This is a genomic window from Pseudomonas sp. CFBP 13602 (assembly GCF_014842725.1).
GTDB lineage: Bacteria > Pseudomonadota > Gammaproteobacteria > Pseudomonadales > Pseudomonadaceae > Aquipseudomonas > Aquipseudomonas baltica.
Genome location: NZ_JACYVT010000006.1, coordinates 33932 through 51714 on the forward strand (window position 1 = coordinate 33932; position 17783 = coordinate 51714).

The following is a 17783-nucleotide window of genomic DNA, read 5'->3' on the forward strand; positions in this document are numbered from 1 at the left end:
CTCTAGAGCTGGCTTTTCTTTGCAGCGGTGTTCATGACGCTTCGGCTGCGGCCTCGACGTCATGGGCGATCAAGGACACCAGTGCGTTTTGCTGTCGGTGAGACAACTGGCGGAAACGCTGCAAAAGCTCGCGCTCATGCAGAGACAGCTCCGGACTGTCCATCTTCATACTCAACTCTTCGCCCAAGGCACCTTCCTGGATCAGGCTCTGTTCCAGGCGTGCGATGATCTCGGAGTTCATGCTTCGGTGATGGTTACGAGCCACCTCAGCGATCTGCTCACGCATCCCGTCGGGAAGACGTACTACAAATTTGTCAGCCGTGCGGCTGGAGTAAACAGCCTGTTTGAGTGGGCGCATAGTGTTGACCGATAAGTTCAGGGGGAGCGGTTCTCGAAGTAGGCCGCAGGATGTCGGTTAGGACACGCCGATCGGCAAATTGTTCCAGCCTGCCGATGCCGCGCTATGATGCCTTAGTTGCGACATAACCTTGACGCCAAATCTGTGACAAATAATGATCCGAATCGTGGCATTTGGCCAGTCCCCAGCGGCAGGTATTTTACAAGGCCGGTGGAAATTTGCGATCACGCCGTTCGAAAAAAGTCGAAGATTCGTTCGAGAGGTGCTCTGACCCGTCTTGTGCACACCGCGCACAGCACGTGCGAGCTACCCTTGGGCTAGCATAGTGACATTTGGGCCATTTGCTAGTATTGATTATCGCTAAGCGGCAATTGGTTTGAAATCAATGCAGGTATGGATCGAATTTGATCCTGCGGCCTTTGACCATTGCCAGCAAAAATGCCACAGCGCTGATGCTGCCCAGCACTTGCAGCATTGTCCCCAAAGCGACGGCGTTCTGCTCGAGGGTAAGTGCGCCGATCCAGCACACGGCAGCCACAAACATGAACGCCAAGGCGTATCTCGACATCGACAACTCCTTAAAATATGTAGCGTTCAGACCGTTGCGTCGTCGCGGTCTCGTTGACACCCTGTGCAGCCATGACAGGTCGTTCAGGGCCCGAAGCCGCGACGCGGGCAACGGGCGCAGGGATTAGTCGAGCAGCGTCGATGTGGACAAGTGCAGGGTCGTCGGCTTGAGTGTGGAACTGAAAGCCAATGAAGGTGACCAATGCCATAACATTGAGCATGACGAGGACGCTGTTCATTGGGACGCTCCATGGCTGGTGGTGGCAAATCAGTGTTCAGCCAGGAACATAGCAGGGCGCGTGCCAACTTTTTATTTAGCGAAATTTCTAGGTAATTCAGAGGCATACCAAGGAAGGCAGGCACATTGATATTGCATTCTGCATACCTCGGTCTCTGCAGGCATTGCAAAATGCATGACTGTCGCGTTCATCCTTGATCGGCATTTGCCACGGATAAAACTGTCCACGTTACATGACAAACCGCGCGTGGCTGGGTAACATGCACGCCGTTCGTCGTGCCGCCTGGCACGACGCCGTGTGTCTCAGTAGCTCAATTGGATAGAGCATCCCCCTCCTAAGGGGAAGGTTGCAGGTTCGAACCCCGCCTGGGACACCATTCTTGCGCGTCAACTGATTTAGCTGCGCAAGTTCCTTGAACATGCACTGCGAGGAGGCGAGTGTTCCCGCCTCAGCGACAGGGAGCCCAGACTTCACGTACTGAGCAGTCCGTTAGACGATGTTCTGATGAGGCCCGCCCGTCCGATGCAATCGCGTGAGCCCGCATCAACTTATCCAATGATCCTTCTGCAGTGAGTGTTCTGGGTTTCAGCCGTGGGCATCCGCCAGCCCTTTCTCGATGAAACGCACCGAACTCTCCATGGCCTGCTGACCCTCTGGCAAGATCGCGGCGTAAAAGTGCCAGGCGTGAAACATCGCAGGCCATACTTCCAGGTTGACGCGAACACGGTTATCGGCAAGGTGAGTTGCAAGACGCATGGCGTCAGTCAACATCAACTCGTTTTCGCCTATCTGCACCAGAATCGGCGGAAGGCCTGTGACGTCCGCGAAGACCGGAGAGGCCAGAGGATGATTGGCCAGCGTGTCGCCCAGAAACGCTCTGGCGAGAATATCCAGCACGGGCTTGGAGTTCAGCGGATCCAGTCCTTCACGATTACTCATGGTCGCGCCGGTGTGTTCAAGGTTTGCCCACGGCGAAATCGAGGAGCCAACGGCAGGCAATGGCAAGCCTTTGGATTTTGCCGCCACCATTACGCTGACAACCATCGCGCCGCCCGCTGACTCGCCGGAAAAGGCAATCTTGCTGGCCGGAATGTTCTGCTCGAGCAACCACTCGTAGGCGCGCAATGTGTCGTCGATGGGCGCTGGAAATGTATGCTCAGGGGCAAGGCGGTAGTCCGGCATGTATACACGAGCGCCCAGCATTTTCGCGTAATTGCCGCCGATCCCGTGGTAACCGTCTGGACGGCCAACGATGTAAGCCCCGCCGTGAATGTACATCACTACCGCGTCGGTTTTGATCTCCTGCGGAGTCACCAGGATGCCAGGCACTCCACCCATGTCGACTGCTTCGAACCTGACGCCATCAGGCGCTGGATTATGTCCGAGCATTTTTGCGTAGGCGTCGCGGATGTCGCTTAGCTTTGTGGTCGTATCGATTCCCTTGAGAACGGGTACCAGATCGCTAAGGCTGTTGGCCCAGGTTTGGACGGCTGCTTGGACTTCTATATTCATAATGACCTCAATTGATCTTTGGGTGTGGATAAGCTAATCGAGATACTATGCTTGGTATTGGGGAATAGGGTTCCCCATTGAAGGCGCCAGCCCGCCCTGGCGGTGAGGACAGAGAGGCCATATGGAACTCCACAACCTAAACGATATCGCCGCTTTTGTAGGCTCGGTCAACGCTGGAAGCTTCACTGCGGCGGCCAAGCAACTTGGCCTCACTCGTTCAGCGGTAGGCAAATCGATAGTCAGGCTCGAGGCGCGTCTACAGGTACGTCTACTCAATCGCACCACGCGCAGTTTGAGCATGACGGATGACGGCCAGGTTCTTTATGAGCGTTGTGTGGGTGTTTTGCAGGACCTGGACGAGGTAGAGGATGCCCTTGCGTTTCGCCGTTCGACACCCAGTGGACGGCTGCGGATGAGCTTGCCTGTCGCGCTAGGCAGGCTTCATATCCTTGAGCACGTCGAGCGCTGTCTCGAAGAATGGCCTGCGCTGAGCGTCGACATCAGTTTTTCCGACAGGCTGGTCGATCTGATCGATGAGGGGTTTGATTTGGCCATGCGCATCGGTCCGCCCAAGGAAGACTCTGGTTTACTGACGCGCACGGTGGCCTACCAACAAATGATCACCTGCGCCTCACCCCAGTATCTGGCTGACCATGCAGAGCCTGAAACGCCTGAGGATTTATCCGAGCACCAGTGCCTGCATTTCGTGAGTGGTGGAAGATTGCTTCCCTGGAATTTTCGAGTGAATGGGCGCTGTGTATCGTTCACTTGTAGTGGAAGGCTGCAAATGGACAGCGCTGAGTCGTTGCACCGGTCTGTTGTCGCGGGGCTGGGCATCGCTACGCTGCCGTCTTACGTGATAAATGAGGATTTGAGAAACGGCAAGCTCGTTCAATTGCTCGCCGTATATGCAGAGGCCGCAGAGCCCATTCGGGTTATTTACCCCAGCAAGCGACACCTCTCTCCAAAGATTCGACTCTTCATCGATAAGCTTGTAGAGGCTTGGTCACCCTGCCCACCTTGGGAACAACGCGCTGGCGCTGCCCGACCTTGAGTACACAGGCCTTCCGTGGTTCGGCCTGCTTTTCAGGGGTTGGAGGCTCTGCGAGAGGTACCCGGCGGCGCCTAGGTTTGCCGCTGCCCTTCAGCGATATCGGACTCGGGCAGGGTCGGGATCGATGCTGGGGCCTATCCCCCTCGGGAAGGAGCTGCGACAGGGGTTCATGGGTAGCTTTACCTGAGCCCCCGGCGACTCTGTCGCCTCAGGTCGCGCCGCCCAATGTTTGCTTAAGATCGGGGTAGCTGGCGAAAGGAATCGAAAGAATGACCACGTCCACTTCCAAGACCGCTTGTTCCTTGGTCACTGCGTGTACGCCTATCTCATGGGCGAGCGCCTGGATGCTGTCGGCGCCTTTGGAGTTGGCCAGTTTGACGGTATGACCCACCGCTGCAAGTTTGCGCGCCAAGGTCGCGCCAATATTGCCGGCGCCGATTATTCCGATGTTCAATTTGTGTCTCTCCTGATTGTGTTGAGGGGGGGTTAAAATCCTCAGTCATTTGCTCCATGGCCAAGGGCGTCGAGCATGTGATGAAGCGCGTCCATGCCGCACTCATCGAGGTGGCAGGCTGACTTGATCTGGCGAGTGACGGCTCGGACGGCCGCTTCCAGGTTTCGTCTGTCGAGTCAGATCGACGACCACACGTCGCTCGTAAACGGCAGGTGATTGCTGTCAACCGGTGCTTTGAAACCCGCGCCAACGCCGGCTCGGCAATGGGTCATTTCTGCGCCAGCAGCGTTTTCCTGGCAGCCTTTTCGTCTTTCATGGCGGCTAGCTCACGCTGGCAGACCTCGACATCGAACGAGTTGTCCCACTTGGCGATCGCGATGGTGCCGATGCCATTGCCGATCAGGTTGGTGACAGCCCGGGCCTCGTTGAGGAACCGGTCGATGCCCAGCAGCAGGACAAGGCCAACCAGAGGAATGGAATGGATAGTGGTGAGCGTTGCGGCCAGCGTCACGAACCCGGCCCCTGCCACGCCTGCGGAGCCTTTGGACGTCAGCAGGAATACCGCCAGCAGAATCATCTGGTCCGCGAACGTCAGTGGCGTATTGGTTGCCTGGGCAATGAAAATCGCGGCCATGGTCAGGTAGATGCAGGTACCGTCCGCATTGAAGGTATATCCGGTCGGCAGAACCATCCCCACGACCGATTTCTTGCAGCCCAGTTTTTCCAGCTTGACCATCATGCGGGGCAACACGGCCTCGGTCGAACAGGTGCCCAGGGTGATGAGGATTTCATCCTTGAAGTAGCGCAGGAACTGCATCAACGGCATGCCTGACCACCTGGCGACCGTGCCCAGTATCACGACGATGAATATCAACGTGGTGATGTAGAGCGCCACCAGCAATTGCCCAAGTGAGAGCAACGTGCCGATACCGTATTTACCGATGGTGAACGCCATGCCGGCACCGGCGCCGAGCGGGGCCAGGCGCATGACCATGGCGACGATCTTGAACAGGCCTTGCAGGAACAGATCGATGGTATTGATCAGAGGCTTGCTGGTTTCGCCCAACTGAACCAGGGCAATGCCCATCAATACCGAGAGCAGTATCACCTGAAGCATCACGCCGTTGGAAAAGGCGCCGATGAACGTGTGCGGGATGATGTTGAGAAAGAACTCGACGGTGCCGCCTTGCTCGCTGGCGGCCTGGCTGTATTTATTGATGGCGCTGGCATCCAGGGCGCTGACATTGATGTTCATGCCGACGCCGGGCTTGACGATGTTGACCACGATCAACCCGACGACCAGCGCAATCGTCGACAGAATCTCGAAGTAGATCAGGGCTTTCACACCAATGCGTCCGACTTCCTTGATGCTGCCCATCTTGGCGATACCGACCACCACCGTGCCGAAGATGATCGGTGCCAGCAGCATTTTGATCAGTTTGATGAAGCCATCGGCAAACGGCTGCAGCTTGGCGCCGATGTTGGGTGCGAAGTAACCGATGGCGGCACCGATGACGATACCTATCAACACTTGCACGTACAGCTGGCCATACCAGCGGGTTCTGGAGATTTCCACGAGAGCACCTCATTTTATTGTTGTGATGGGCGTGTGGCGTGACGTCAGTGCCTGACGCCAGCGTTTGCGGCCTGTTTGGCACAGGCCGCAGAGGGAAGCGATCAGCCTTCGCCGAGCTCGCGCATGACGGCGTAGAGGGCCGACTTGGCTTCGAAACCGACACCGGGAATGTCCGGCAGGCCGACATAGCCGTTTTCGACCTGGAGACCGTCAGCGAAGCCACCGAACGGCTGGAACACATCCGGGTAGGATTCGTTGCCACCCAGGTGCAGGCCCGCGGCAATGTTCAATGACATTTGGTGGCCGCCGTGCGGGACCACGCGGCGCGATGACCAGCCCATGTCTTCCATTACTTTCAGGGTGCGCATGTATTCGACCAAGCCGTAGGACAGTGCGCAGTCGAACTGCAGAAAATCACGGTCGGGGCGCATGCCGCCGTGGCGCAGCAGGTTGCGAGCGTCCTGGTGGGAGAACAGGTTTTCGCCGGTGGCCATGGGCAATTCGTAGTGATTGGCGAGTTCGGCCTGGAGGGCGTAGTCCAGCGGATCGCCGACTTCCTCGTACCAGAAGAGGTTGTACTTCTTGATGGCTTCAGCGTAGGCGATACCGGTCTGCAGGTCGAAGCGACCATTGGCATCGACCGCCAGGCGCCGGCCATCACCGACCACTTCGAGCACTGCTTCGATACGCCGGATGTCTTCATCGAGCGGCACCGCACCGATCTTCATCTTGACCACGTCGTAGCCACGGTCCAGATAGCTCTGCATTTCGGCCTTGAGCTTGGTCTGGTCCTTGCCGGGGTAGTAGTAGCCACCGGCGGCATAGACCCAGACCTTGTCGTCCGCCACGCCGTTGCGATAGCGGTCAGCCAGCAGGCGATACAGCGGCTTGCCTTCGATCTTGGCGACCGCATCCCACACCGCCATGTCGATGGTACCGACCGCCACCGAGCGCTCGCCGTGGCCTCCAGGCTTTTCGTTGGTCATCAGGGCTTTCCAGATGGCGAACGGGTCGAGGTTGTCGTTTTCATGATCGACAAGTGTATCGGGGTCGGCTTCGGTGATACGGGCGAGGAAGCGGTCGCGCATCAGCGCACCCTGGCCGTAGCGACCGTTGGAGTTGAAGCCGTAGCCGATGACCGGTTTGCCATCGCGGATCACGTCGGTGATCACCGCCACGACCGAGCAGGTCATTTTGGAAAAGTCGATGTAGGCGTTGGCAATGGGGGAGGCGATGGAAACGGTCTTCTCACGAATGTCGACGATGCGCATGGAGGGTTCCTCTTATGGGTTGTGGCCCCACGTTAGGCTTTGCGAAGTCACCCGCCCAATGCTATTAATGCCCAACCCTATGCACAGAAGGCATGGCCCTTGGAACTCGTCTGGCTCGAAGACCTTTCGGCGCTTGCCGAATACGGCAGCTTCGTGCGCGCCGCCGAAGCTCGCCACATTACCCAGCCGGCCTTCAGCCGCAGGGTCCGCTCGCTTGAAAACTGGATGGGTGTGGAATTGTTCATCCGCACGCCCCATGGCGCGACCCTGACAGAGGCGGGGAGGCAGATTCTGCCCGGTGCACAGGAGGCGGCGCGCCACCTGTATCGGCTGCGCAACGAGGCGCAGGAAGTGGCGGGCGTGTCGGCACGCTCACTGAAGTTCGCCGCTACTCACTCGCTGTCATTCACGTTTTTCCCCAGGTGGCTGCGCAGTTCGGAAGCCGGTGCGCCTATCGAAGCGGTCCAGCTTCACTCCGACAGCATGGCTGTCTGCGAGCAGATGCTGATACACGGCCAGGTCCAGTTTCTGCTGTGCCATCGTCATCCCGATGTTCCGCCGCTGCTGGCGCCCGATCAGTTCATCAGCAAGAAGGTCGCAGAGGACGTTCTGGTACCGCTCGCCAGTGCCTCCTCACACTTCGATACCTCGCCCGCTGCGCTGCCTTACCTTGCCTATACCCATGAGTCGGGGCTGGGGCGGATCGTCGCCCACAGGTTGCGCGGCAAAGAGGATTATCTGCACTTGCAGCCGCTGTTCAGCAGCCACCTGGCGGCGGTGCTCATGTCCATGGCCCTTGAAAGCAAAGGCGTGGCCTGGTTGCCCAAGAGCCTGACCGAGCAGGAGCTTCACGAGGGACGCTTGGTGAGGGCGCTCGATGAGAGTTGGGACATACCGCTGGAAGTGCACCTGACCCGGCCGAAAGCGAACCTGGGTCAGTCCGCGGAAGCGTTCTGGGCGAGAGCGGGTATGGATCTGCCATCTGTCACCTGACGCATCGGTTGTGCGATACGCCGAGTCGGCGTTTCGCCTATCTGGCAGCCGGTGCACAGGGCCGCGCTGTCCCCGACGTGCCGCCTGCAGCTGCCCGGGTTGCCGCGCGTCCCGCCAGAAAGGCAAGCACCGCTGCCAAGCCGAGCAACCCTGCGCTCGTTTCAAAAGTCGCCCGGTAGCCGCTTGCGTCGAATACCAGCCCACCGACGATGGCCCCGGACGCGATGGCCAATTGGATGATCGCAACCATCAAGCCACCGCCTGCCTCCGCATCGTTCGGAAGGGTTCTTGCCAGCCACGTCCACCATCCCACCGGTGCGGCAGTCGCAACCGCTCCCCAAAGCCCCAGCAGTACCGTAGTGATGACCGTCGAGCTGCCGAATGACAACAGTGCCATGGCGATGGCGGCCATCAGGATCGGGATAACGGTCAGCGTTCGATGCAGGCCATTTTTCAGGAAGGCTTCGATCAGGAACGTGCCGGCAAGCCCGGCCAGGCCTAGCACCAGCAGCATCAACGAAAGCATGGAAACACTGACCTGTGTGACCGTTTCCAGAAACGGACGCAGATAGGTGAAGAGCATGAACTGACCCATGAAAAATACGCTTACCGCGACCATGCCCAGGGCGACCGGGGTGCGTTTCATCAGCGTGAGAACGTTGCCGGTGCCCGACTCGCTGCGCGCTTTCAGGGTTGGGAGGCTCACCAACAACCATGCACAGGCAATCACGGCCACGGGAAGAAGGGCCAGAAAGGCACCGCGCCAGCCGATCAGCGCGCCGAGAAAACTGCCCAGGGGCGCTGCCACGACCGTTGCCAGAGCATTGCCGCCGTTGACGATAGCCATCGCCCGGGTGACCTGGCCTTCAGGCACCAGGCGCATGGCGGTCGCTGCCGACAATGACCAGAACCCGCCGATGGCGACGCCGATCAGGGCGCGTGCGCCCATGAATACCCAATAGTTGGGCGCAAAGGCAACGACGGCTGCGGAAACGATCATCAGCAGGGTAAGTGCAACGAGCAGCGGTTTGCGCTCGACCCGAGCGGCCACCGATGCGATCAGCAGGCTGGTGAAAAGCGCGAACAGCCCTGATACGGAGATGCCCTGGCCGGCCTGGCCCTCGGTGATGTGCAGGTCCGCCGCGATGGGTGTGAGCAGACTGATGGGCATGAATTCCGAGGCCACCAGCACGAAAGCGGCGAGCGACATGGCGAACACGGCGCCCCATGATTCACCGGTGTGGGTGGCGGAGGTCGAAGATCGGTTCATTCGAGAGGTCTTCTCCAGAGATTTATCGATGGCCATTGTCTCGGCCCGGTGAGTCTCTCTGTAGCGCATTGCACTGGATTACTTGCCTGATCCTATGAGTCTGCACTGGATGGCGGGACGAACGAGCAGAGGCGAGTTAGAGTTCGTGACACGGGAGCAAGGTGAATATGACGAACGAATTCGACACGACTGGTCCAGGCTCATCGACGCAGGAAACGCTGACGCGGATGATCGCCTCGCACACCAAGGCGCCCGGTGATTACCGAACGGACATCGCAGGTCTTGGTTTTTTTCGACGCGACTGCCCGGCACCGCCCATGACCTGCATGGTCGAGCCCAGCATCATTCTGGTTGCTCAGGGCGAAAAGCAGCTGTGGGTGGGGGGCGAAGGTTATCGCTACAGCACCTCGAAGTTTCTGATCACGTCGCTGGATCTGCCTGCCAACTCCGAAGTGCTGGTGGCCAGCCACGAGCAGCCATGCCTGGGGCTGACGTTCAAGCTGGATATGCGCATGCTGGCCGAACTGATAGCGCAGGGTGATCTGCCGCCCATCCGTGATCGTGCCGCGGTCCAGGGCGTGGGTATCGGTTCGGTAACGCTGCCATTGCTGGCCTCGTTCGAACGGCTGCTGGCGCTGTTCGATGAGCCGCAGTCCATTCCTGTGCTGGCGCCACTGATCCAGCGCGAAATCCACTATCGCCTGCTGCAAGGCGACCAGGCGGGTCGGCTGAGGCAGATCACCTCGGTGGACGGGCAGGGTTATCGCATAGGCAGAGCGATCGATTGGCTGAAGTTGAATTACACGTCAGCGCTGCGCGTCGACGAACTGGCAGCCAGGGTGCAGATGAGTACCCCGACCTTTCATCATCATTTCCGCCAACTTACCAGGATGAGCCCGCTGCAGTATCAAAAGTGGCTGCGGCTCAACGAGGCAAAGCGGTTGATGCTCAATGAACATCAGGACGTGTCCAGCGCAGCCTTCAAGGTTGGGTATGAAAGTCCGTCGCAGTTCAGTCGCGAGTACAGTCGTCTGTTCGGCGCGCCACCCAAGCGCGACATCGCGGCCTTGCGCGGAAACGGCTAGCCTGGCTGCGCTCGCGCATACCTCGTCGCTTCCACTGGAATAGGCAAGAACGCCACTCGATTGGGCAAGTGGCGCTCCGTGGTCGACCGCATACTGAGTCGCCGGATCGGCGAACGGAGTGACGTTTCCCGCAGCGCATGAGCGCCCCCACAGGTTTGAACCCGCTCTGCAAGACCCCGGCAACAGCTGCCCTCGTTGCCATGTCGGGCATCGTGCGGGTCGTCAATGGCGTGATCCGCGACACGCTTTGAAACCATAGTGTCTTGTCACCTGACGTACGACCTCAACCAATGGCGTGATCCAGGTGTCTGCACTAGACGCAGCAAGACCGTGATTCGAGACATAAAAAAATAGATGAGGACCGCAACATGACCGATCCGACCGAAAAGATTTCCTCCGAACCAGAGGGTTCAGGTGAGCTGTTCAAGGAACTGACCACACCCTCGCGGCGCAATTTCCTGCGCACCATGGGCATCTCCGGCATGGCCGCTGCCACCGCCCCGGTGTGGGCCCAGGCCGCCCAGCTGGCGCCTGTCGACGACAGCGACAAGCCCTTGGCCAAGGGCGAGCAGCGGATCACGCTCAAGGTCAACGGCCAGCCGCACACGCTCAATGTGCCCGGCAATGCCGTGCTGCTGGACGTGTTGCGCGACCGCTTGATGCTCACCGGCACCAAGAAGGGTTGCGACCACGGTCAGTGCGGGGCCTGCACGCTGCACATCAATGGTCAGCCGGTGAACAGCTGTCTGTCCCTGGCGGCCATGCACCAGGGCGATGACATCACCACCATCGAAGGTCTGGAGCGCAATGGTCAGTTGCACCCGATTCAGGAGGCGTTCTGGGCCCACGACGCGTTCCAGTGCGGCTATTGCACCTCGGGCCAGATGATGACCGCTGCGGCCATCATCAAGGACCCGGACATCGGCGCCGACGACGCCAGCGTGCGCGAGGCCATGAGTGGCAACATCTGCCGATGTGGCGCGTACAAGAACATCCTTGCCGCCGTGCAGGATGCCCGTGGCAAAGTACAGGGAGCCAGCTGATGAGAGCCTTGGAATACACCCGCGCAACCAGCCCCGAACAGGCCGTTGCGACCCATGCCCGCAATGAAGCCACGGCGTTTCTTGCCGGCGGTACGACCCTGCTGGATTTAGTCAAGATCGACATCATGCAGCCTGATCGGGTCATCGACGTGCATACCTTGGCGCTGGATCAGGTCGAAACCTTGAGCGATGGCCGGACCCGTATCGGCGCCATGGTCAGCAACACTCGTCTGGCCAATCATCCGCGCATCAAAAGTGATTACGCGGTGCTGTCCCAGGCGCTGCTGTCCGGGGCCACCACGCAACTGCGCAACAAGGCGACCACCGGCGGCAATGTCATGCAGCGGGTGCGCTGCAATTATTTCCGCGACGGCGTTTCCGCCTGCAACAAGCGTGTGCCCGGCTCGGGCTGTGCTGCCATCGGCGGGCACAACCGCAGCGTGCACGCGGTACTGGGCACCAGCGACCAGTGCATTGCCACCCATCCTTCGGACATGTGCGTGGCCATGGCGGCGATTGGTGCGACCGTGCAGGTGAAAGGCCCCAACGGCAAACGCGAGATCGACTTCCAGGACTTCCACTTGCTGCCGGGCGCCACGCCGTGGAAAGAGCATGCGCTGCAGCCTGACGAATTGATTACCCATGTAACGCTGAATGCGCCATTGGCCAACGGCAAGTCTGCGTACCTGAAGCTGCGTGATCGCGCGTCCTACCAGTTTGCGCTGGCTTCCAGCGCGGTGATTCTGGTCATGGACGGGCAGGTCATTCGCGAGGCCCGCATTGCCCTGGGCGGCGTCGGCACCAAGCCGTGGCGTGCGCTGGAAGCCGAGCGCGCACTGCGCGGTGCGGCCGCTACCCCGGAAAACTTCGCCAAGGCCGCAGCCATCGCGCTGCAAGGGTCCAAGCCGTATGCACACAACGCCTACAAGATTCCCCTTGGGCAGCAGGCCATCGTGCGCAACCTCTCCACCCTGAGCACAGGAGCCATGGCATGAGCGAGTCAATCATGGGGGCATCCCCACGCCGCATCGACGGTCGCCTGAAGGTCACCGGCAGCGCGCAGTATGCGGCCGACCATCAGCCCAAGGGCATGGTCTTCGCCTACGGCGTCTACAGCACGGTGGCCAGTGGCTCGATCACATCTTTGGACATCGAGGCGGCGCGCCGCTCGCCCGGCGTGCTGGAAATTCTGCACCACGGCAACTTTCCCCAGGCGTTCCACACCTCGCCCGTGCCTTTCTCCCTGGCAGGGGTGCTGACAGGCTCGCGTACCGATGAGAAAAGGCTGCCGTTCGAGGACAACGTCGTGCGTTATGCCGGGCAGTTCGTGGCGCTGGTGGTTGCCGACACGTTCGAGCATGCGCGCGAAGCGGCCTACAAGGTCAAGGTCAGCTACAGCGAAAGCGCGGCTGCCGCCAATCTGGAGCAGGGGCTGAAGCGGCGCGCAGCCGCCGACGGCGGGCAGGGCCACAAGCGTGGCGATCCTGCGAGCGCCTTCGATGGCGGTGCGCAGACGGTAGATGCCACTTATACGACGCCTGTGGAAACCCACAACCCCATGGAAATGCACGCCACCGTTGCGCTGTGGGACAACGGTCGACTGGTGGTGTATGAATCCACCCAGTCGGTCGTGGTTCACCGCAACACCCTGGCGCAGATCTTCGGCCTGCCCACCGAGCGCGTGGAAGTGCGTGCGCCGTTCATTGGTTCGGGTTTCGGCGGCAAGCTGTGGATCTGGCCGCACTCGGTAGCTGCCTGCGCAGCAGCCAAGATCGTCGGCCGACCGGTGCAACTAGTGCTGCCGCGAGCGCAGATGTTCACCACGGTAGGGCATCGCCCGGAGACCCGCCAGCGCATGCGCCTGGCGGCCGATGGCAAGGGCAAGCTGGTTTCCCTGCGTCATGAATCGCTCAACACCACCGGGATCGGCGACCAGTATGTCGAGAACTGCGGGGGCATGAGTGCCAGCCTGTACTCGTGTGCAAACGTCGAAGTGACCCATGGCACGGTTCAGGTCAACCGCGGCGCACCGACCTCGATGCGTGCTCCAGGCGCAGCCCCTGGCCTGTTTGCGCTGGAGTCGGCCATCGACGAACTGGCCGAACGCTGCAAGATGGACCCGCTCGCCTTTCGCCAGTTGAACTGGGCCGAGCAGAACGAGCAGGAGAAACTGCCGTGGTCCGGCAACCATCTGCGCGAAGCACTGGCGCAAGGCGCCGAGCGTTTCGGCTGGGCCAAGCGCACGCCGGGTATCGGCAGCATGCGCGATGGCCATGAGATCGTCGGCTACGGCATGGCGCAGTGCAACTGGGATGCCTTCCGCACGCCGTGCGAAGCGCGGGTCTCGTTGACCTCCGACGGTCGCGCGGTGGTGTACTGCGGTGCTCAGGACATTGGGACCGGCACCTACACGGTGCTTGCCCAGTGCGTCAGTGACATCACCGGTCTGCCGCTGGAGCGGATTACGGTAGAGCTGGGCAACTCTTCCTACCCGCCCGCGCCTGTTTCCGGCGGCTCGTGGATGACCGCCAGTGCCTTGCCGGCCGTGGCAGAGGCAACGCGCGCCGCGCTCACACAGCTCAAGAGCTTCGCCGCTTCGGAAGAGGGCGGGCTGGCCAATGCCAAGCCAGAAGCGATCACGGTCAGCAACGGGCGCCTGCAGGACGGTTCGACCAGCCTGGCGTTCGCCGAAGTACTCAAGAAGCTGAAGATCGCCAGTGCCGAAGGCGAGGCCCATACCGGTATGGCCGACACCAAGAAACACGCATTCAGCTCGTTCGGCGCGCATTTCGTCGAGGTGCGCTGGGATCCGGGTATCTCCCGCCTGCGCGTGTCGCGCGTGGTCAGCGCCATCGATGTGGGCAAGATCATCAATGCCAAGACCGCGCGCAATCAGGTCGAAGGCGCCATTGTCATGGCCGTCGGCATGGCGCTGTTCGAGTCGACCGACTACGACGAGCGCAATGGCATGCCGGTGAACAACAACTACGCGGAGTATGTGGTGCCGGTGCACGCCGATCAGCCGGACATCGATGTGATCCTGCTGGATTACCCCGACTACAACCTCAACGAGTACGGTGCGCGTGGTGTGGGTGAAATCGGTGTGACCGGTTTGGCGGCTGCTGTGGCCAACGCGGTCTACCATGCCACCGGCAAGCGTGTGCGTGACCTGCCGATCAGCCTGGAAAAACTGATGGATCAGGTGCCGACCGTCAGCGTTTGATCGCTCGTTGCCGCGCCGGGGGTTCTCTCGGCGCGGTATTGCCGGCTTCGTTGGCTATGCTTCGACGATGCTCGCCCTGATATTTTCCCTGAGCTTCGCTTCGATCCCGGCCTGGGCCTCAAGTCTATCGGCGAGCGCCGCAATCAGGTGGCGGCCAATGACGATGACGCCGTCCCTGTCTCCCACGATGGCATCACCCGGATTGCACACCACGTTGCCACACGCCACCGGCGTGCCGACCTGGCCTGGACCGTGCTTGGAAGGTCCGGCAGGATTCACGCCCCGCGCGTAGACAGGCAGCCCCATCACGCTCAGTTCTTCCACGTCTCGAACCGCGCCATCGATGACCACGGCGGCGACTTTACGCGCCAGGCATATTTCTCCGAGCAAGTCACCGAACACCGCGCGATTGATTTCGCCGTTGCCGTTGATCACCAGTACATCGCCTGGCTTGGCATCGTCCAACGCGCGGTGGATGGCCAGGTTGTCGCCTTCCCAGGTCTGAATCGGCAGAACCGTGCCATGAAACGATGCCTTGCCAGCGACGTGGTGGATGGCAGATGCCATCATCCCCATGCGTTGCAGCACGTCGCCGATCAGCGCGACGGGGTATTGTGATATTTCCTCGAGCTGCGCAAGACAAGCCCTGGGCCAGTCTTCGCTCACGGTGATGTTTGCAGCGGATGCATTGATGAACATGTTGACCTCGGCAGGGTTGCGTTTAGCGGGCGTCGTCAGTCGAACGCTCGGGAGACGGGCTCGTTGACCGGATGCAAGGGCGGCTCGCCACGCAACACGGCGCGAATGGCGTCCACAGCGCTCATGCCGACACGCAGCAACGACTCGTTGGTTTGCCCTGCGACATGAGGTGTCACGAGCAGATTGGGCAGGTCGGAAACGGGGAACGTGTTGCAGCTGAACGGGTTGATCATGTCGGCGTTTTCCGCAGCCAGAACGTCGATCCCTGCGCCGCCCAGCTGGCCGCTGCGCAAGGCGTCGGCGACAGCCGCCTCATCGATGACCCCGCCGCGACTGGTATTGATGAGGATCGCGCCAGCCTTCATCTGTGCTAGCTCGGGTCGACCGATCAGATTCCGGGTACTCGACTGTAGAGGCACGTGAAGGCTTACCACATCGGCCTTGGCCAGCAGGGTGTCGAGATCGACCAGCCGGGCGTCGAAGCTTGCGTCATAGGCAGGATCGGTCGCCAATACATTCATGCCGAACGCTTCGGCAACCGGCGCGACATGTTGGCCGATATCACCGAAGCCGATCAGGCCCAGGGTACGCCCCTCAAGCTCTATTCCGGTCAGGGACAGACGGTCCGCTGCCCAGACCCTGTCACGAGTCTGATCGGTGGCCAGTTGCAGCTTGCGGCTGACCCCCAGCAGCAGGGCAAACACATGCTCCACGACACTTCTGCGATTGGCCCCTGGCGTGTTGGTGACCCACACACCCCGTTCGGCAGCCGCCTGGTGGTCGACATTGTCATAACCCGCTCCGTGTCTGGCCACGATCCGCAGCTTCGGTGATGCCGCAATCATTTGCGCGGATATATGGCCACCACGCAGGAACACGGCATCGACCTGTTGCTGAATGTCGGTGTACGGGACTGCGTTCGGGCCGTAGCCGAGTCGCACCTCGCCTGTAGACGAAAGTGCCTGCAATACATCTGGATGAATCGGGCTCGTTACATAGATCAAAGGCATCATCGTCACCTCAGGAGAATTGGTGGGTGTTGGCATCATCGGTAGCCGCGGGCGGATTTCTGCGAACGGTCGAGATAACGATCAGCCCCAGAAGGCCTGATGCGCACAGGATGAATGCAGGCGTGGACTGATTGCCGGTGGCGCCGATCAGCCAGGTAGCCAGAAACGGGCCCGAGCCTCCGCCGATGACCGCACCTACGCTGTGCCCGAACGCCACCCCGGTGTGGCGGATGTGCATCGGGAAGAATTCGGGCATGACCGAGTAGGTACCGGCCTGGCAAAGCGCGTAGGGAATCATGCCCAGCGCCAAACCGGCCATGGCCAGATTCACCGAGCCTTGCTGCATCAACATGAAGGAGGGTATCGAGAGCACGGCATAGGCAACGTAGGCGTAGCGCAGGATGGACTTGCCGCCGCGATAGGAGCCCAGTTGTCCAGCCAGAGGTATCAGGAACGCGGCAAGAATCACCGCGACCAGCACGATGGTGGATGCCTGACCTTTCGAATAGCCCAGGATCGAACTGAAATAGGCTGCGATGAATACGGTGCCGATGTAGGTGCCGATGTTCTGCACCATCGCGATCATGATCACTTTGAGCAATGGCTTGCGGTAGTCACGCAGCAACTCCGCGAAGGGCTGGCCTTGCTTGACCTCGGTATGGTTTTTCTTCGACGCAAACTCGGGGCTGTCCTCGATGCTCAGCCGCATGTAAAGGCCAATGATCCCGAGCGGAAGCGCCAGGAGGAAAGGAATGCGCCAGCCCCAGGCAAGCATTTCGGGATCCGTGAGGGCCGCCGCTGCGAGGCCTGCTATGGCTGCGGCCAGGCCTTTGCCGAATTGCGCGATGGAGGGCAGAAAGGAAATGTACAAGGCGCGGCGTTTGGGCGGCGCCCACTCGCGGATGTAGCTTGCGGCGCCGCCGATTTCGCCGCCTGCCGAGAACCCTTGGAGCATGCGCAGCACGACCAGCAGTATCGGCGCCCACACGCCGATCTGCGCGTAGCCAGGCAGCAGGCCGATCAGCGTGGCGGCAATGCCCATCAGCGTGATACTGGCGATCAGGCTGAAGCGTCTTCCTACTTTGTCGCCCAGCCAGCCAAAGGCGATGGCACCCAAGGGCCTGACCAGGAATGCAGAGCCGAACACTAGGAAAGTGTTCAGCAGGCCTGTAGTCGCGTTGTCCGAGGGGAAGAAAACCAGCGCCAGGGTCGCAGCCACATAACCGTAGACGCTGAAGTCGTAGTACTCGACGAAGGTGCCGAACACCGCCGCTCTAGTGGCTTTCTTGGCTTTGCGCGTTTGCTCCGTCTGATCGACGGCAGACCGGACAGGCTCGGCCACAGCATTGTTGTTATTCATGGGCACCTCGGGTTATAGAACACTATCTATTCAAAAAATGGGACAGTGTCCTGATCTTGTTTTGGCTAG

At 60.3% G+C, this 17783-nt stretch carries 16 protein-coding genes, 1 tRNA gene and 1 pseudogene; 7 read left to right on the forward strand and 11 right to left on the reverse strand.

Annotation, left to right across the window (positions count from 1 at the left end):
• Window positions 1–31 precede the first annotated feature (31 nt).
• The 3 genes from IFU31_RS13520 to IFU31_RS13530 all read right to left on the reverse strand — a co-directional run bounded on the left by IFU31_RS13520 (window position 32) and on the right by IFU31_RS13530 (window position 1164).
• Entirely contained in the window at window positions 32–358 is a 327-nt protein-coding gene (locus tag IFU31_RS13520; protein WP_043190613.1) for an Arc family DNA-binding protein, read from the reverse strand.
• A gap of 382 nt (window positions 359–740) precedes the next feature.
• Window positions 741–926 (reverse strand): PA3371 family protein, encoded by a 186-nt coding sequence (locus tag IFU31_RS13525; protein ID WP_185793019.1) that lies wholly within the window; start codon window positions 924–926, stop codon window positions 741–743.
• A gap of 10 nt (window positions 927–936) precedes the next feature.
• Window positions 937–1164 carry a hypothetical protein gene (locus IFU31_RS13530; RefSeq protein WP_185793020.1) on the reverse strand — a complete coding sequence of 76 codons (228 nt, stop codon included), beginning with the start codon at window positions 1162–1164 and terminating at the stop codon, window positions 937–939.
• 299 nt (window positions 1165–1463) lie between these two features.
• Here IFU31_RS13530 and IFU31_RS13535 point away from each other — a divergent pair.
• Window positions 1464–1540: transfer RNA gene (locus tag IFU31_RS13535), tRNA-Arg, on the forward strand.
• A 209-nt stretch (window positions 1541–1749) separates the two neighbouring features.
• Here IFU31_RS13535 and IFU31_RS13540 read toward each other — a convergent pair.
• Window positions 1750–2676, reverse strand: a complete 927-nt coding sequence (locus IFU31_RS13540; protein ID WP_163007542.1) for an alpha/beta hydrolase — start codon at window positions 2674–2676, stop codon at window positions 1750–1752.
• A 121-nt stretch (window positions 2677–2797) separates the two neighbouring features.
• Between IFU31_RS13540 and IFU31_RS13545 the strand changes: the two genes are divergently transcribed.
• Entirely contained in the window at window positions 2798–3730 is a 933-nt protein-coding gene (locus IFU31_RS13545) for a LysR family transcriptional regulator (RefSeq protein WP_122477317.1), read from the forward strand.
• A 232-nt stretch (window positions 3731–3962) separates the two neighbouring features.
• On the opposite strand, the pseudogene IFU31_RS13550 reads toward IFU31_RS13545, so the two are convergent.
• The 3 genes and pseudogenes from IFU31_RS13550 to IFU31_RS13560 form a co-directional block, all read right to left on the reverse strand.
• Window positions 3963–4223, reverse strand: a pseudogene (locus tag IFU31_RS13550) (NAD(P)-binding domain-containing protein); the annotation flags it as partial.
• Between the two features lie 229 nt (window positions 4224–4452).
• Window positions 4453–5760: a C4-dicarboxylate transporter DctA gene (gene dctA / locus IFU31_RS13555; protein ID WP_122477318.1), complete on the reverse strand. Its 1308-nt coding sequence runs from the start codon at window positions 5758–5760 to the stop codon at window positions 4453–4455.
• A 101-nt stretch (window positions 5761–5861) separates the two neighbouring features.
• A complete protein-coding gene (locus IFU31_RS13560; RefSeq protein WP_192103253.1) occupies window positions 5862–7031 on the reverse strand; it encodes a mandelate racemase/muconate lactonizing enzyme family protein in 1170 nt (389 codons plus the stop codon).
• 99 nt (window positions 7032–7130) lie between these two features.
• Between IFU31_RS13560 and IFU31_RS13565 the strand changes: the two genes are divergently transcribed.
• Complete coding sequence (locus IFU31_RS13565) at window positions 7131–8024, forward strand: LysR family transcriptional regulator (protein WP_122477321.1); 894 nt, start codon at window positions 7131–7133, stop codon at window positions 8022–8024.
• Window positions 8025–8061: 37 nt separating this feature from the next.
• Here IFU31_RS13565 and IFU31_RS13570 read toward each other — a convergent pair whose 3' ends face one another.
• A complete protein-coding gene (locus IFU31_RS13570) occupies window positions 8062–9294 on the reverse strand; it encodes an MFS transporter (RefSeq protein WP_244657676.1) in 1233 nt (410 codons plus the stop codon).
• 227 nt (window positions 9295–9521) lie between these two features.
• On the opposite strand from IFU31_RS13570, the gene IFU31_RS13575 reads away from it, so the two are divergent.
• The 4 genes from IFU31_RS13575 to IFU31_RS13590 all read left to right on the forward strand — a co-directional run bounded on the left by IFU31_RS13575 (window position 9522) and on the right by IFU31_RS13590 (window position 14645).
• On the forward strand, window positions 9522–10379 hold the full coding sequence (locus IFU31_RS13575; protein WP_425311950.1) for an AraC family transcriptional regulator: 858 nt from the start codon (window positions 9522–9524) through the stop codon (window positions 10377–10379).
• 467 nt (window positions 10380–10846) lie between these two features.
• A complete protein-coding gene (locus IFU31_RS13580; RefSeq protein ID WP_240998780.1) occupies window positions 10847–11422 on the forward strand; it encodes a (2Fe-2S)-binding protein in 576 nt (191 codons plus the stop codon).
• Window positions 11422–12417, forward strand: a complete 996-nt coding sequence (locus IFU31_RS13585; RefSeq protein ID WP_192103254.1) for an FAD binding domain-containing protein — start codon at window positions 11422–11424, stop codon at window positions 12415–12417. The genes IFU31_RS13580 and IFU31_RS13585 overlap by 1 nt, the downstream gene beginning before the upstream one ends.
• On the forward strand, window positions 12414–14645 hold the full coding sequence (locus tag IFU31_RS13590) for a xanthine dehydrogenase family protein molybdopterin-binding subunit (RefSeq protein ID WP_192103256.1): 2232 nt from the start codon (window positions 12414–12416) through the stop codon (window positions 14643–14645). Before IFU31_RS13585 ends, IFU31_RS13590 begins: the two co-directional genes overlap by 4 nt.
• A gap of 54 nt (window positions 14646–14699) precedes the next feature.
• Here IFU31_RS13590 and IFU31_RS13595 read toward each other — a convergent pair whose 3' ends face one another.
• From IFU31_RS13595 to IFU31_RS13605, 3 genes are read right to left on the reverse strand one after another with little or no spacing between them, the layout of a single operon-like run.
• Window positions 14700–15344: an RraA family protein gene (locus tag IFU31_RS13595; protein WP_122477329.1), complete on the reverse strand. Its 645-nt coding sequence runs from the start codon at window positions 15342–15344 to the stop codon at window positions 14700–14702.
• 35 nt (window positions 15345–15379) lie between these two features.
• Window positions 15380–16354, reverse strand: coding sequence for a hydroxyacid dehydrogenase (locus IFU31_RS13600; RefSeq protein ID WP_192103257.1), 975 nt, complete (start codon window positions 16352–16354; stop codon window positions 15380–15382).
• A 10-nt stretch (window positions 16355–16364) separates the two neighbouring features.
• Window positions 16365–17714, reverse strand: a complete 1350-nt coding sequence (locus tag IFU31_RS13605; RefSeq protein ID WP_192103258.1) for an MFS transporter — start codon at window positions 17712–17714, stop codon at window positions 16365–16367.
• Window positions 17715–17783: the final 69 nt, after the last annotated feature.

Coding starts and splice junctions, on each gene's coding strand:
- IFU31_RS13520 (WP_043190613.1), bottom strand. CDS start 358: ATGCGCCCACTCAAACAGGCTGTTTACTCCAGCCGCACGGCTGACAAA.
- IFU31_RS13525 (WP_185793019.1), bottom strand. CDS start 926: ATGTCGAGATACGCCTTGGCGTTCATGTTTGTGGCTGCCGTGTGCTGG.
- IFU31_RS13530 (WP_185793020.1), bottom strand. CDS start 1,164: ATGAACAGCGTCCTCGTCATGCTCAATGTTATGGCATTGGTCACCTTC.
- IFU31_RS13540 (WP_163007542.1), bottom strand. CDS start 2,676: ATGAATATAGAAGTCCAAGCAGCCGTCCAAACCTGGGCCAACAGCCTT.
- IFU31_RS13545 (WP_122477317.1), top strand. CDS start 2,798: ATGGAACTCCACAACCTAAACGATATCGCCGCTTTTGTAGGCTCGGTC.
- IFU31_RS13560 (WP_192103253.1), bottom strand. CDS start 7,031: ATGCGCATCGTCGACATTCGTGAGAAGACCGTTTCCATCGCCTCCCCC.
- IFU31_RS13570 (WP_244657676.1), bottom strand. CDS start 9,294: ATGAACCGATCTTCGACCTCCGCCACCCACACCGGTGAATCATGGGGC.
- IFU31_RS13575 (WP_425311950.1), top strand. CDS start 9,522: ATGATCGCCTCGCACACCAAGGCGCCCGGTGATTACCGAACGGACATC.
- IFU31_RS13580 (WP_240998780.1), top strand. CDS start 10,847: ATGGGCATCTCCGGCATGGCCGCTGCCACCGCCCCGGTGTGGGCCCAG.
- IFU31_RS13585 (WP_192103254.1), top strand. CDS start 11,422: ATGAGAGCCTTGGAATACACCCGCGCAACCAGCCCCGAACAGGCCGTT.
- IFU31_RS13590 (WP_192103256.1), top strand. CDS start 12,414: ATGAGCGAGTCAATCATGGGGGCATCCCCACGCCGCATCGACGGTCGC.
- IFU31_RS13595 (WP_122477329.1), bottom strand. CDS start 15,344: ATGTTCATCAATGCATCCGCTGCAAACATCACCGTGAGCGAAGACTGG.
- IFU31_RS13600 (WP_192103257.1), bottom strand. CDS start 16,354: ATGCCTTTGATCTATGTAACGAGCCCGATTCATCCAGATGTATTGCAG.
- IFU31_RS13605 (WP_192103258.1), bottom strand. CDS start 17,714: ATGAATAACAACAATGCTGTGGCCGAGCCTGTCCGGTCTGCCGTCGAT.